We start from the raw sequence: 14,192 nt of genomic DNA, 5'->3' as shown, positions 1-14,192 counted from the left end.
ACTGGCGGGCGCAGGCAGCTATTAAAAAAGAAGCGCTCAGGCTTTTTCGTCGACTCCTGTGGACAGCTGGCGGTTGGGTGCCAGTGCGGCGGCTGAATCCAGAATCGGGTAGGCAATCGAGCAGATATGCGAATTGATGCGCTTGAGGTCGCTGATCAGGTCAATGTGCAGCGAACTGGTTTCCTGGCTTTGCAGTGTGTTGGCCGACAACCGGCCCAGATGCGTGCTGGCGTAGGCGCGCTCCAGGTCGCGAAAGCGGGCTTTTTCTTCAAGGAGCTTTTGGGCGTCGCGCACATTGCCGTTCAAAAACACGCTCATGCCCAGCCGCAGGTTGTCCGTCAGCCGCTGGTGCAATTCGACAATCTCGGCCATGCCGGCTTCTGAAAACTGCCGGCGCGGCCTGATTTTCTTGTCCTCAATGTCGAGCAGCACCCGCTCGATGATGTCGCCGATCTGCTCCATGTTGATGGTGAAACTGATGATGTCGGTCCAGCGCCGGCTTTCTTGCTCGTCCAGCGCTTCGCGCGAGATTTTGGTTAGGTAGTACTTGATGGACGAATACAGCTCATCGACCGTGTCGTCCATCTTGCGCAAGGCTTCGGCCAGCGCCAGGTCGTCCTTGCGGATGACTTCAAGCATGCCGCGCAGCATGGTTTCCACCATGTCGGCTTGGTACAGCGCTTCCCGCGCAGCGCAGGAAATGGCCAGCGACGGCGTGGTCAGGGCCGACGGGTCCAGGTGCGGCAGCCGGCTGCCAAGGCTGCTTTTTGGCGGCTTGGGCAGCAGTTTTTCAACCCAACCCGCAATCACTTGCGTCCAGCCAATGAACGCAATTCCCACCAGCAGATTGAAAGTCAGGTGAAACATCACCACCACGCTGGCCGGCTCGCCCAGATAAGGCCGTGCATAACGCAGCCACAGGCCGACAAATGGTGCGGCGATGGCCACGCCCAGCACCTTGAACATCAGGTTGCCCAGCGGCACCCGCCGCACTTCAATGGCCGAGCGCGCGGTGGTGATGACCGCCAGCAAGCCGCTGCCCAGGTTGGCGCCCAGCACCAGGCCCAGCGCCACATCGCTGGCAATCACGCTGGTGCCGACCAGCGTGGCCGTCAGCAAGACCACGGCCAGGCTGGAATAAGACACCACCGCCAGAAAAGCCCCGACAGTGATTTCAAGCAGCAAATCGCTGCCCAGGGATTCGAGCAACGCCCGCACGGCCGGTGCCTGCGTCAGCACTTGTGTGGACGTGCCGACCAGTTTCAGCGCCATCAGCATCAGGCCCAGACCGATCAGCACCCGGCCAAAACGGCCCGCGTTGGTTTCAGGCTTTGAAAGAAACAGCACCACCCCGACAAAAATGCACAGCGGCGACAGCCAGGACAGATCAAACGAGAACACCACCGTCATCAAACTGGTGCCAACGTCGGCACCCAGCATCACGGCCAGCGCCAGCGGCAGTGACACCAGGCCCTGGCCGACAAAGGAGGAAACGATGAGCGAAGTGGCGGTGCTCGACTGCACCAGCGCCGTCACGCCAATGCCCGACAGCGCGGCGGTGAAGCGGTTGCTGATGCTACGCGCCAGGATCTGGCGCAGGTTGGCGCCGAACACGCGCAGGATGCCGGTGCGCACCAGATGCGTGCCCCAGACCAGCAGCGCAATGGCGGCCAAAAGATTCAACAAATGCTTCATAGGTGTTCAGGCCACTATACGCGCGGCGAAAGGGTGTTGCCGACGGGTGGTGGCCTGAACCTGAGGCTGGAAAAAAGCAGCCTGGTGGCAGTGAAAAGCGGTTTGCCTTTGGCGTTTACTTGCTGCGCCGCACGCGCTGGAGCTCGTCCAGAATCAGGCAGATTGCACCCACGGTGATGGCAGCGTCGGCCACGTTAAAGGCCGGAAAGTGCCAGTTGCCGTAATGAAAATCCAGAAAGTCCACGACGTAGCCGTGCATCGTCCGGTCAATGACGTTGCCCAGCGCACCGCCCAGAATGCAGGCCATGGCAAACGAAAACAGCTTTTGCCCCGGATGCGACTTCAGCATCCAGGTGATAAAAACCGCCGCAGCGATGCCAATGCCGGTAAAAAACCAGCGCTGCCAGCCCGATTCGGAAGCCAGAAAGGAAAACGCCGCGCCCGTGTTGTGAACCCGCACCACATTGAAAAAGCTGTTGATGTAGGTCGCATCGCCCAGCTGGTAGTAACCCAGGATCAGCACCTTGGTGAACTGGTCGGCCATCAGCAAAATCACTGCCAGCACGAGCCAGGGCAGCATGGCGCGGGTGCTGCCGGTGGGTGCGGTTTTTTTGAAGCTTGTCTTGGCGCTCATGTGGGTGCTTGCTTTGGTGGCCATTATGCGAACGCCCGCTTTTCACCCGCGCCAAACAGATTGCTCGTGCAGCGGCCGCAGATCGTCGGGTGCGCCGGGTCAATGCCCACGTCGCTCCGGTAATGCCAGCAGCGCTCGCATTTAGCGTCAATACTGGCGCTGACGCTTGCCTGCAGTGCATCACCAGCTATTAATTCAATAGCGGACGTAATGAACACGAACTTCAGGTCATCGCCCAGGCTGGCCAGCAACGCATGGTCGTCGGTGTTGACCTGCAGCGCCACATTGGTTTGCAGCGACGAGCCGACCTTGCCATCGGCGCGCAGGGCTTCGATGTCCTTGTTGACGGCATCGCGCACTTCGCGAATGCGTGTCCATTTGGCCAGCAGTGCGGTGTCGGGTGCCGGGAATTGGGCATAGGTTTCGATGAAGATCGACTCCGAAGTGCCGAAAATCTTCCAAGCCTCTTCCGCCGTGAAGCTCAAAAACGGCGCCATCCAGCGCAGCATGGCGTGCGTGATCTGGTGCAGCGCGGTTTGCGCGCTGCGCCGGGCCAGTGACTTCGGCGCAGTGGTGTAGAGCCGGTCTTTCAGGATGTCGAGGTAGAACGATCCCAGGTCTTCGCTGCAATAGATTTGCAGTTTCGATACCACCGGGTGAAATTCATAGACCTCGTAATGCGCCAGGATGTCGGCTTGCAACTGCGACGCACGGCTCAGGGCGTAGCGGTCGATTTCCAGCATTTCGTCAAACGGCACGCTGTCGGTCTTCGGGTCAAAGTCACTGACGTTGGCCATCAAAAAGCGCAGCGTGTTGCGGATGCGGCGATAGGCATCCACCACACGGGCCAGAATCTTGTCGTCAATCGCCAAGTCGCCCGAGTAATCGGTCGAGGCGCACCACAGGCGGATGATTTCGGCACCCAGCTTGCCACTGACGGCCTGCGGTGCGACCACATTGCCTTCGCTCTTGCTCATCTTGCGGCCCTTGCCATCGACCGTGAAGCCGTGCGTCAGCAGGCCTTTGTAGGGCGCGCTGTCGTACATGGCGCAGGCGGTCAGCAGCGACGAATGGAACCAGCCCCGGTGCTGGTCGTGGCCTTCAAGGTACAAGTCTGCCGGCCAGGCCGACTGCACGTTATGGCTGTGGCGCAGCACATGGTCGTGCGTTGTGCCCGAGTCAAACCACACGTCCAGAATGTCGTTGACCTTGGTGTACTGCTCGGCATCCACCGCGCCCAGAATGTCGGCGGTGCTGACCTTGCTCCAGGCTTCCACGCCGCCGGCATCGACCATGTCGGCCGCCTGATCCATGATTTCCATAGTGCGCGGATGCAGCTCGCCAGTGGCGGTGTGCAGGAAAAACGGCAGCGGCACGCCCCAGTTGCGCTGGCGGCTGATGCACCAGTCGGGCCGGCCGGCAATCATGCTTTGCAGGCGCAGCTTGCCGTTTTCCGGATAAAAGCGGGTTTCGTCGATGGCCGCCAGGGCCAGCTGACGCAGCGTCTTTTCAGCCTTGTTGCTGGCGAAAACGCCTTGCGTGCCCGGCGTTTCTGCGTCCATGCGGATGAACCACTGCGCGGCGGCGCGGTAGATCACCGGCGTCTTGTGGCGCCAGCAGTGCGGGTAGCTGTGAACAATGTCGTGTGTGGCGAACAGCCGGCCCTGCTCGCGCAGCTTGTCGATCACCAGCGGCGCGGCTTTCCAGATGTTCAGGCCGCCAAAGAACGGCAGTTCATCGACATAGCGGCCATTGCCCTGCACCGGGTTCAGGATGTCGTCGTAGGCAATACCGTTGGCAACGCAGGAGTTAAAGTCTTCCACGCCGTAAGCAGGCGATGAATGCACGATGCCGGTGCCGTCGTCAGCGGTGGCGTAGTCGGCCAGAAACACCGGGCTCAGGCGGCGGTAGCCAAAGTTTCCCGCCTCATCGGCCACGTCGTAAAACGGGTGCATGAAATTCAGCAGCGCCAAGTTTTTGCCCTGCGTGGTGGCCAGCACGGTGCCGGTGAGCGCAAAGCGTTCAAGGCATTTTTCGACCAGCACAGACGCCAGCAGCAAAAGGCCGCGCTCGGTATCGACCAGTGAATAGTCCAGCTCGGGATTCAGGTTCAGCGCCTGATTCGCCGGAATAGTCCAGGCGGTGGTGGTCCAGATGACGGCGAAGGCGTCTTTGGCCAGGCTTTCAAGCCCAAAGGCAGCCGCCAGCTTTTCGGGCTCGGCACATTTGAAGCCGACATCCAGCGTCTGCGATTTCTTGTCGGCGTATTCAATCTCGAACTCGGCCAGCGACGAGCCGCAGTCGAAACACCAGTACACGGGTTTCAGGCCCCGGTAAACGAAGCCGCGCTCAATGATGCGTTTGAGCGCGCGGATTTCATTCGCCTCGTTGGCGAAATCCATCGTGCGGTAGGGGTTGTCCCATTCGCCCAGCACGCCCAGGCGCTTGAAGTCGGCCATCTGGCCGGCGATCTGCTCGGTGGCAAAGGCACGGCTCTTGGCCTGCACTTCATCGCGCGGCAGGCTGCGGCCATGCAGCTTTTCAATCGCGTTTTCAATCGGCAGGCCGTGGCAGTCCCAGCCCGGCACATATACCGCGTCAAGTCCCTTGAGCTGGCGCGCCTTGACGATCATGTCCTTCAGGATCTTGTTGACCGCGTGGCCGATGTGGATCTGGCCGTTGGCATACGGCGGGCCGTCGTGCAACACAAACTTTTCTGCACCGCAGCGCGCGGCACGCAGCTTTTTGTAAATGCCTTTGTCTTCCCATTCCTGGGTCCAGCCAGCTTCGCGTTTGGGCAGGTCGCCACGCATCGGGAAAGGGGTGTCGGGCAGGTTCAGGGTGCTGCGGTAATCGGTTTTTGTGTCGGACATTGGGTTACTTTGGTGACGCTTTTGAGAGGCGGTCTGGGAAGGCGGAGCCGCTGGACGGGGCGAGAAGAAAGCCATTCGCCGGCAGGGCAGGGGGCAGGCGATACGGCAGAGGCGACGAGATCGTCTAAATTCGGTCGCGTGTGGTCTGGCGGGTGGTTTCAATGTGCAGGGACGTTGCAGCCGGCTGCGCAAAAAATGCACGGGCGTCAATGCAGTCTTTGGCAATGCCTGTTTTCAGGCTGTCCAGGCTGTCATATTTCAATTCGTCGTGCAGTTTGTGTAGCAGTTCCACGCGGATGATTTTACCGTACGCACCTTCAGCGCCCAGGCTGGCGGGCCAGTCCAGGCAATGCGTTTCGAGCAGCACGCGGCCGCCGTTAACGTCGTTCGGATCAATCGACGGGCGGATGCCCAGATTGGCCACGCCGGTCAGAGGTTGCTCGGCAAGGCCGTGGACCCGCACCGCGAAAATCCCGCTGGCGGCCGGTTTCCAGTGCGAAAAACGCAGGTTAAGTGTGCGAAACCCCAGGTCGCGCCCGAGCTTGCGTCCATGCACCACATGGCCCGAAATGCTGTAGGGCCGGCCCAGCAGGCTGGCCACCCGCGCCATGTCGCCTTGGGCCAGCGCGTCGCGCACAGCAGAGCTGGACACACGGGTATTGCTGACTTCGTAGCTGTTCATGCGCGCTACATCAAAGCCCAAACGCTCACCGGCCAGGTTCAGCATGGCGTAGTCGCCCGACCGCTTGAAACCAAAGCGGAAATCGTCGCCGACCAGCACATAGCGTGCGCCCAGGCCCTTCACCAGAACGTCTTCAATGAACGCAGTCGCCGACAAAGCGGCCAGCTCCGCGTTGAAAGGCAGGATCACGCACTGGTCAATGCCGCAATGGCTAAGCTCGCCCAGCTTGTCGCGCAGCGTGGCAATGCGTGCGGGCGCCAGCTCGGGTTTGCGGGCGAATGCCGCGAAATAGTCACGCGGATGCGGCTCGAACGTGACGGCGCAACTGGGCACGCCTCGGTGGCGTGCTTCATTTTTAAGCAACGCCAGCATCGCCTGATGGCCCCGGTGGACGCCGTCGAAATTGCCAATCGTCAGGGCACAGTGCGTGGCCAGCTGGGGATGTTGGTAGCTGCGAAAAATTTTCATGGTGGCAATTATCGTTTTTATGGGCGCGCGGTTGGCAACGCGGTGATGCGGGGCGAAATCATCAGTTTTAGCCGATATCAGCAATTCCTTGTATATTGACCCATTAACTGCCAGACGTCGTGTTTCCATAGTCATGGAGGTTCGTTTTGAAGGTCTTGAAACTCTCTGCCCAAGGCTTGCCCCAGGCCTGGATCAGCCTAGAGCTGGCCGTGTTGCATTACGCGGCCGACGAAGTGCGCTGGGAAATGGGCACGCGCGTCGCCACTTTTCACGGCGGCCACAACTCACTCACCAGCACGCAGTCCATCATCCATGTCAACAGCATCATTGGCACCAAGGGCGTTCCCGGCATCAACCCGTTCAATATGGTGCCGGGGCTGACCAACGCCAAACTGTTCGCCCGCGACCGCAATGTGTGCGCCTACTGCACCCAGCTTCTTGGCGAAGCCGACCTGACGCGCGAGCACATCATTCCATTGGCGCAGCGCGGCCCAGACAGCTGGATGAACGTGGTCACCGCCTGCCGCGCCTGCAACCACCGCAAAAGCAACCGCACGCCCGAGCAGGCGCACATGCCGCTGCTTTACGCGCCTTATGTGCCCAATCTGTGGGAAGACTTTATCTTGCGCAATCGCCGCATCCTGGCCGATCAGATGGAGTTTTTAATGGCCCACGTTCCCAAGTCGTCGCGCCTGCTGAGTTGACGCGCTGCGGGTTCTGAATCGCGGCGTCTCGCGTTGCGGGGCTATGGTCAAATAAGGGTTTCTACTGACTCATTTTTCTTATGATCGTTCGTGATCGGCCTTCCGGCATCCGGCTCTTTTTGGTGGTGCGCGGCTCGATCCTGAAGCGGATTCGACTCACCTTGCTGGTCAACACGCTGAGCGCCATTTTGGTGACCGTGCTGCATGGCAATTTTTTTGCCCTCAAGATCACGCTGACGACCATCCCTTTCACGCTGATGGCCTTGCCGCTGGCGATTTTCTTGGGTTTTCGCAACTCGGCCGCCTATGACCGCTATTGGGAGGCGCGCAAGCTGTGGGGTGAGCTGGTGCTGCGCTGCCGCTCCCTGTCGCGTCAGTGCCAAAGCTTTATCCAGCCGGTTTCAAAAATGCCTGACGAACTGTCTGAAGTTCTGGCGGCGCGTCAGCGACTGGTGTACCGAACCATTGCCTTTGTGCATGCCCTGCGTCTGCAGTTGCGTGACAAGACGGACTACAGCGAAATCCGGCGCTGGGTGCCCGATACCGAGTGGCCCCAGCTGCAGGCCGCGTCCAACAAGCATGACCGGCTGGTGCTGGAAATGGGCAAGGAACTGGGGCGGTGCCAGCGCCGGGGCTGGATTGATCCGTGCTTGAGCGTGACGCTTGACAACACCTTGTCGGCCCTGAACGCAGCCGCCGCCTCTTGCGAGCGCATCAAAAGCACGCCAATTCCTTTTTCCTACACATTGCTGCTGCACCGCACGGCCTACCTGTACTGCTTTTTGCTGCCCTTCGGGCTGGTCGACACGATCGGCTTCATGACGCCGTTTGTGGTGGCCATCGTTGCCTACACCTTCTTTGGCCTGGATGCGCTGGGTGACGAAATCGAGGAGCCGTTTGGCATGGAAGCCAACGATTTGCCGCTCGATACTCTGTGCCGGGCGATCGAAATCAACCTGCTTGAGTCGCTGGATGAAACGGAGTTGCCGGCCAAGCTGGAGCCGGTCAACTATTGCCTGACCTGACTTTGAGCGACAGGCTCTGTGAGCCTATCGCCACAAAATCCAGCGACGACCTCAGGCGAAAACGCCCGCCGTGTCCTGCATCTGACGCGAAACTTCACCCAGCTGGTGCAGCGTGTCGCCAAAGGTCATCTCCAGCTGCGTCAGTTTCTTGAAGTAATGGCTGACGATGTATTCGTCGGTCATGCCGATGCCGCCATGCAGCTGCACCGCTTGCTGGCCGACAAAACGCATGGACACGCCGAGCTGGTACTTGGCCCTGGCCAGCGCGCGGCGGCGTTCTTCAGCCGGCGCGTTGAGCTTGAGCGACGCGTAGTAGCTCATTGAACGGGCAAGTTCGAGCTGCATTTTCATGTCGGCGACGCGGTGGCGCAGTGCCTGAAAGCTGCTGATGACCACGCCAAACTGCTTGCGGGTGTTCATGTACTCGACCGTGACGGCCAGCGTTTTGTCCATCACGCCAACGGCTTCGGCGCAGACGGCAGCAATGCCGATGTCGATGGCATGCGCCAGCGCGCCCAAGCCCTCAAGCGTGATGAGGCTGGCCGGCGCGTTGTCCAGTGTGAGGTCGGCGGCGCGTGCGCCGTCTTGCGTGACATAGCCGCGCGTGTTGACGCCGGCCGCCGTGCGTTCGACCAGAAACAGCGCCATCTGACCGTCGGCCATCGCGGGCACGATGAACGCATCTGCCTGATCGCCTGAAGGCACTATGTTTTTAATAGCTGTCAGCGCCCATGCACCCTGCGCCTGAGTCGCTTTTGCTTCACATTTGTCGAATTGGTAGCGTGCCGCGCGCTCCTGATAGGCCAAAACCACCAGGCTTTCGCCCGAAGCTATTTTTGGCAGCCAGTCGGACTTGACGGCTTCGGGTGCGTAGCCAGAAAGCATTGCGCCGGCGATCAGGGTCTGGGCGAAAGGCTCCAGCACCATGCCGCGCCCGAGTTCCTCCATCACGACCATACCCTCGACCGGCCCCATGCCCAGTCCGCCGTCGTCCTCGGGAATGTAAAGGCCGCTCAAGCCCAGCGCCGCCAGCTCGCCGTAGGCTTCGCGTGAAAAACCGCCGGCTTTCACAATGCTGCCGCGCCGCTCAAAGTCGTAGCCCTTGTCAACCCATTTGCGCACGGCGTCGCGCAGCGATTCCTGGTCGTCGGTGAAATCAAAATCCATGATGTTTGTCCTTTAAATCTTGTTCACTCAGGCGAGCACGAACTGCGCGACGATGTTGCGCTGCACTTCGTTGGAGCCGCCGTAGATGGTCGTCTTGCGCAGGTTGAAGTAGGTTGAAGCCAGCGGCGCATTGGCCACCACCCCGCCGGGGAAGTCGCCCTGCCAGCCGGCTTCCATCGCTTCTTCGATAAATGGCAGGCTGAACGGACCGGCAGCCAGCATCATGAGTTCGGCATAGCGCTGCTGGATTTCGCTGCCCTTGATCTTGAGCAGGCCGGCAATGTCGAGCGAATTTTTGCCCGATTTCTCGGCCGACAGCACGCGAAGCACCAGCATTTCCAGTGCCACGACATCGACTTCGAGCTTGGCGATCTCGTCGCGAAAGCGCAGGTCGTCCCACACGCCTTCGGTTTTGGCGATGCGCTTGAGGCGTTCGAGTTCGCGCTTGGAGCGGTTCACGTCGGCGATGTTTGTACGCTCGTGGCTGAGCAGGTGCTTGGCGTAAGTCCAGCCCTTGTTTTCTTCGCCAATCAGGTTGTTCGCTGGCACTTCGACGTTGTCGAACCAGACCTCGTTGACTTCACATTCGCCGTCGAGCAGCTTGATCGGGCGCACGGTGACGCCGGGCGATTTCATGTCGATCAGCAAAAAGGAAATGCCGGTTTGCGGCTTGCCTTCGTTGCTGGTGCGCACCAAGCAGAAAATCCATTCCCCGTACTGGCCCAGCGTGGTCCAGGTCTTTTGGCCGTTGACGATGAATTTGTCGCCCTGGCGTTCGGCCTTGCATTTAACCGACGCCAAATCGGACCCCGCGCCCGGCTCGCTGTAGCCTTGGCTCCACCAGACTTCGCCGCTGGCGATGCCGGGCAAAAAGCGCTGCTGCTGCTCGGCATTGCCAAAAGCCATGATGACAGGTGCCACCATCACCGGGCCAAAGGGCACGACGCGCGGCGCGCCGGCCAGCGCGCATTCTTCCTCGAACAGGTGTTTTTGCACCGCGTTCCAGCCGGGGCCGCCAAATTCCTTCGGCCAGCCGTGGCCGAGCCAGCCTTTTTTGCCCAAGATTTTGGCCCAGCGCTGCATATCGTCTTTGGACAGACGCAGGGCATTGTGGACTTTGTGGGAAATGTCTGCCGGCAAGTTGGCATTGACCCAGTCGCGAATTTCTTCGCGAAAGGACTGTTCTTCGGGGGTAAACGCTAAATCCATGATGGGGGTCTCCAGTTTTTTTATTTTTAGCACGGACGCGCGTGCCGTCCTGTCAGGCCTGTGACAGCCCGAGTTCTTTATACAGGTGCGCCACCTGGCTTTCAAGCAATTCAATACGCTGCTGCATTCGCTCGGCCTGGCCCAACGAGACCGGCTCGGTTTCGCGGTTGACGGCTTCGTCGCCCGCGCCGGCCTGGGTGTAAGGCATCAAAAGCGACTCGCCGCACAGCAAGTGCGCCCAGCGCTGCTCGCGCATGCCGGGTGCGCGGGCTAATTGCAACACCATCAGCGCGCCGCTGTCGTCACCGCGCGCCTTGAGTTGCGTCAGCGCGTCTTCGACGCTGGCGATGTCGGCAAACTTGTACCAGCGCTCACTGTTCAGGCGCAACTCGCCCGGCGTTTGCGGGCCGCGCAGCATCAACAGGCCCAGCAGCACCGCCTGCGGTTCGGTCACGCCAAAACCGCGCTGAAAATTATGTTCAAAACGTGGCACGCGGCTGGAACTGGCTTCAAACACCAGGCTCTGGCTTTTGAGCGTGTCAATCGCGGCCTGCGCCTGGGCGTCGGTGATGTCCATCACCGGGTCGCGGCTGGTTTTCTGGTTACAGCCGAGCACCAAAGTATTGAGCGACAACGGGTAGCTGTCGGGGACGGTGCGGGCTTTTTCCATCAGGGTCGCCAGCACGCGGGCTTCGGTCGGGGTAAGAATTCTCATGACGATAATCATAAGCAAATGAAAAATATCGTTATCTTGATTTCAGGCAGCGGCTCCAACATGGCCGCCATTGCCCGCAGCGCACAAAAAGAACACTGGCAAGACAAATTGGGCGTGCGCGTTGCTGCTGTCATCAGCAACCAGCTTGAAGCTAAGGGACTGGCGCTGGCCAAAACATTGGGTATTGCCACCGATGTGGTGTCGCACCGTGATTTCGCCTCGCGCGAGGCCTTTGACGCCGCGCTGCTGACGCGCATTGAAGTGCATGCGCCGGATCTGGTGGTGCTGGCGGGGTTCATGCGCATCCTGACACCGGGTTTTGTGCAGCACTACGCGGGCCGGCTGCTCAACATTCACCCGTCGCTACTGCCCGCCTTTGCCGGCCTGCACACGCATCAGCGCGCCATCGACATGGGCTGCAAGCTGGCTGGCACCACGGTGCACCAAGTGACAGCCGAACTGGACCACGGCCACATCCTGGCGCAGGCGGCGGTGCCGGTACTGCCGGGTGATACCGCCGACACACTGGCCGCCCGCATCCTGACGCAAGAGCACATCATTTATCCGCAGGCGGTGCGCACTTTTTTTGCGCCCAGCGCCTGACGCCAGGCGGCGCTGACGCAGGCCAGGCTGGCCTGAAGAAACAAAGCTGGCAGGGTGAAGTTGTTTCAAGGGGTAAGTTGTTTGAATCCGGCAGGCCTCAGGCGCCGTATTCATTGCAGTCGGTCGCAAATCCATCTTGACAGCGGCAGGCGAGGAACTCTTACCCACCTCAACTTGATTTCAAGGATTTCACATGCAAACCAAACACAAATTCGCGTCCATCGGTCTGGCCATGGCGCTGTCCTTTTCGGCCATGCCTTCATTTGCCCAGGTGATGGTGGGCGGCGCTTCGATGCTGCCGACCAAGGACATCATCGACAACGCCGTCAACTCCAAAGACCACACCACGCTGGTCGCTGCTGTCAAGGCTGCCGGCCTGGTTGATACGCTGAAAGGCCCAGGCCCGTTCACCGTGTTTGCACCGACCAACGCCGCGTTTGACGCGCTGCCCGCCGGCACGGTCGACACGCTGCTCAAACCTGAAAACAAGGCAAAGCTGTCCAGCATCCTGACTTACCACGTCGTGCCCGGCAAGATGGACGCTGCTGCGCTGACCAAGGCCATTGCCGCTGGCAAGGGCAAGGCCACCTTGAAAACGGTCGAGGGCGGCAACCTGACCGCCACCGCCAAGGGCGGCAAAGTCATGATCATGGACGAAAAAGGCGGCACCGCCACGGTGACGATTGCCGACGTGATCCAGTCGAATGGCGTGATTCACGTGGTTGACAAGGTTCTGTTGCCCAAGTAAGCAGTGAACAAATGACGCGCCGGCCTTGTGCTGGTTGTGCCAAAGAAAAGCCCGCAGGCGGTTCGCGCCCCCTGCGGGCTTTTTGCATTCTTGTGCCGAAGATGCTGTTGGGGAGGCGACTGCTTGATGTAATCAAGCCGTCACAGCGTGTGTCCAAGATCAGCCTCTTTATTTCATGGAAATGCAAGCATGTTTTCAACTGGTCTTTTTCTGCCCGCACTGACGCGCCCTTTGTTCTTTGCCATGACGGCGGTTGCGCTGGCGTCATCACCGCTGTATGCGCAAACCGCTGTAAGCGCGGCGACCGGATTTCCGGCTACCCTGGCCGGCCATGTGGTGATGCCAGCGGCATCCTTCATCGCCGCGCCTCAGGATGCGCCGCCAGACCTGCAAGTCAGCGGAAAATTCACCACGGGCCAGCGTGTGGAGGCCGTCGGCACGGTCGAAGGCCTGTCGGCCGGGCGTCCCACCGGCATGTCTTTGCCCTTCAAAGGCCAGCCGCTGCAGGGGCACTCGGGCATCAAGACCATGCCTGACGGCAGCTTTTGGCTGTTGACGGACAACGGTTTTGGCTCCAAGGCCAATTCGCCCGATGCCATGCTTTACCTGAGCCGCTATGCGGTTGACTTCAAGGGCGGCGGTATGAAGCGGCTGGAAACGATCTTTTTGTACGATCCCGACAAGAAAGTGCCTTTTCGCATCGTTCACGAAGGCAGCAAAAAACGCTACTTGACTGGCAGTGACTTTGACACCGAAAGCTTCCAGCTGGCCGGTGGCGCCTTGTGGATTGGCGACGAATTCGGCCCTTTCCTGATCAAGACCGACATGAAGGGCAAGGTGCTGGCCGTGTTTGACACGCTGGTCGATGGCAAGGTGGTGCGTTCACCCGATCATCCGGCGGTGACCACGCCAAGCGCGCCCGGCGGCGCGGTGGATTTTCAGGTGCGCCGTTCCAAGGGGTTTGAAGGCATGGCCGCGTCAAAGGACGGTAGCAAGCTTTACGCCTTGCTTGAGGGCGCGCTCTGGGATGCGCCCAGCAAAAGCTATGAAAACCTCGACGGCAAGCACTATTTGCGCGTGCTTGAATTCGATGTCAAAAGCCAGTCGTGGACTGGACGCCACTGGAAATACGCGCTGGAAAGCAACAGCCACGCGATTGGCGACTTCAACATGATTGATGGCACTACCGGCCTGATCATTGAGCGTGACAATGGCGAAGGCACGGCTGACAAGGCCTGCCCAGAAGGCCAGAAGCGCACCGACTGCTTTCACGATATTGCCAATTTCAAGCGTGTCTACAAGGTCGAGATGAGCGAGGCCAACGTCGGCGGCCCGGTGCGCAAAATCGGCTACATCGACCTGATGGCCATTGCCGATCCTGCCAGGCTGGCGCGCAAGCCGCTCAACAATGGCGTGCTGACCTTTCCCTTCTTCACGATTGAGAACGTCGATGTGGTGGACAGCACGCACATTGTGGTCGGCAACGACAACAACCTGCCGTTTTCCAGCAGCCGCGAGCCCAACAAAGCCGACGACAACGAACTGGTGTTGCTCGAAGTCGGCGATTTCCTGAAGGCCAGGTAAGGCGCGAAGAGGGCGGATGCGTGGCAGTTGCCAGCATCCGCTGGTTGCCAAGCTATTGCACTATAAAAATAATAGCTGCTTGAGC

The 14,192-nt window shown here is 60.0% G+C and carries 12 protein-coding genes; 5 read left to right on the top strand and 7 right to left on the bottom strand.

What is annotated here, in order from left to right; genetic code table 11:
- Positions 1-36: 36 nt before the first annotated feature.
- The 4 genes from RCH06_RS11015 to RCH06_RS11000 all read right to left on the bottom strand — a co-directional run bounded on the left by RCH06_RS11015 (position 37) and on the right by RCH06_RS11000 (position 6,352).
- The gene (locus tag RCH06_RS11015) at positions 37-1,695 is read right to left on the bottom strand and encodes a Na/Pi cotransporter family protein (protein ID WP_327081509.1); all 1,659 of its coding nucleotides are present in this window, start codon (positions 1,693-1,695) and stop codon (positions 37-39) included.
- Between the two features lie 115 nt (positions 1,696-1,810).
- A complete protein-coding gene (gene lspA / locus RCH06_RS11010) occupies positions 1,811-2,329 on the bottom strand; it encodes a signal peptidase II (RefSeq protein ID WP_327081508.1) in 519 nt (172 codons plus the stop codon).
- A 23-nt stretch (positions 2,330-2,352) separates the two neighbouring features.
- Positions 2,353-5,202: an isoleucine--tRNA ligase gene (ileS, locus tag RCH06_RS11005; protein WP_327081507.1), complete on the bottom strand. Its 2,850-nt coding sequence runs from the start codon at positions 5,200-5,202 to the stop codon at positions 2,353-2,355.
- Positions 5,203-5,326: 124 nt separating this feature from the next.
- The gene (locus RCH06_RS11000) at positions 5,327-6,352 is read right to left on the bottom strand and encodes a bifunctional riboflavin kinase/FAD synthetase (RefSeq protein WP_327081506.1); all 1,026 of its coding nucleotides are present in this window, start codon (positions 6,350-6,352) and stop codon (positions 5,327-5,329) included.
- 146 nt (positions 6,353-6,498) lie between these two features.
- On the opposite strand from RCH06_RS11000, the gene RCH06_RS10995 reads away from it, so the two are divergent.
- Both RCH06_RS10995 and RCH06_RS10990 read left to right on the top strand, forming a co-directional pair.
- Complete coding sequence (locus tag RCH06_RS10995; protein WP_327081505.1) at positions 6,499-7,056, top strand: HNH endonuclease; 558 nt, start codon at positions 6,499-6,501, stop codon at positions 7,054-7,056.
- An 80-nt stretch (positions 7,057-7,136) separates the two neighbouring features.
- A complete protein-coding gene (locus RCH06_RS10990) occupies positions 7,137-8,081 on the top strand; it encodes a bestrophin family protein (protein ID WP_327081504.1) in 945 nt (314 codons plus the stop codon).
- Between the two features lie 51 nt (positions 8,082-8,132).
- On the opposite strand, the gene RCH06_RS10985 is transcribed toward RCH06_RS10990, so the two are convergent.
- Genes RCH06_RS10985 through RCH06_RS10975 form a run of 3 tightly spaced genes read right to left on the bottom strand, consistent with a single transcriptional unit; the run spans position 8,133 to position 11,172 of the window.
- Positions 8,133-9,248, bottom strand: coding sequence for an acyl-CoA dehydrogenase family protein (locus RCH06_RS10985; RefSeq protein ID WP_327081503.1), 1,116 nt, complete (start codon positions 9,246-9,248; stop codon positions 8,133-8,135).
- 27 nt (positions 9,249-9,275) lie between these two features.
- Positions 9,276-10,457: an acyl-CoA dehydrogenase family protein gene (locus RCH06_RS10980; RefSeq protein ID WP_327081502.1), complete on the bottom strand. Its 1,182-nt coding sequence runs from the start codon at positions 10,455-10,457 to the stop codon at positions 9,276-9,278.
- Positions 10,458-10,509: 52 nt separating this feature from the next.
- Positions 10,510-11,172: a YceH family protein gene (locus RCH06_RS10975; protein WP_327081501.1), complete on the bottom strand. Its 663-nt coding sequence runs from the start codon at positions 11,170-11,172 to the stop codon at positions 10,510-10,512.
- 18 nt (positions 11,173-11,190) lie between these two features.
- On the opposite strand from RCH06_RS10975, the gene purN reads away from it, so the two are divergent.
- The 3 genes from purN (at position 11,191) to RCH06_RS10960 (ending at position 14,107) form a co-directional block, all read left to right on the top strand.
- Positions 11,191-11,775 carry a phosphoribosylglycinamide formyltransferase gene (gene purN, locus RCH06_RS10970; protein WP_327081500.1) on the top strand — a complete coding sequence of 195 codons (585 nt, stop codon included), beginning with the start codon at positions 11,191-11,193 and terminating at the stop codon, positions 11,773-11,775.
- A gap of 193 nt (positions 11,776-11,968) precedes the next feature.
- The gene (locus tag RCH06_RS10965; RefSeq protein ID WP_327081499.1) at positions 11,969-12,523 is read left to right on the top strand and encodes a fasciclin domain-containing protein; all 555 of its coding nucleotides are present in this window, start codon (positions 11,969-11,971) and stop codon (positions 12,521-12,523) included.
- Positions 12,524-12,742: 219 nt separating this feature from the next.
- On the top strand, positions 12,743-14,107 hold the full coding sequence (locus tag RCH06_RS10960; RefSeq protein WP_327081571.1) for an esterase-like activity of phytase family protein: 1,365 nt from the start codon (positions 12,743-12,745) through the stop codon (positions 14,105-14,107).
- Positions 14,108-14,192: the final 85 nt, after the last annotated feature.

It is taken from the genome of Polaromonas sp. CG_9.5 (assembly GCF_035984465.1).
Taxonomy (GTDB): Bacteria; Pseudomonadota; Gammaproteobacteria; order Burkholderiales; family Burkholderiaceae_C; genus Polaromonas.
This window is presented reverse-complemented; position numbering and strand designations above follow the sequence as displayed.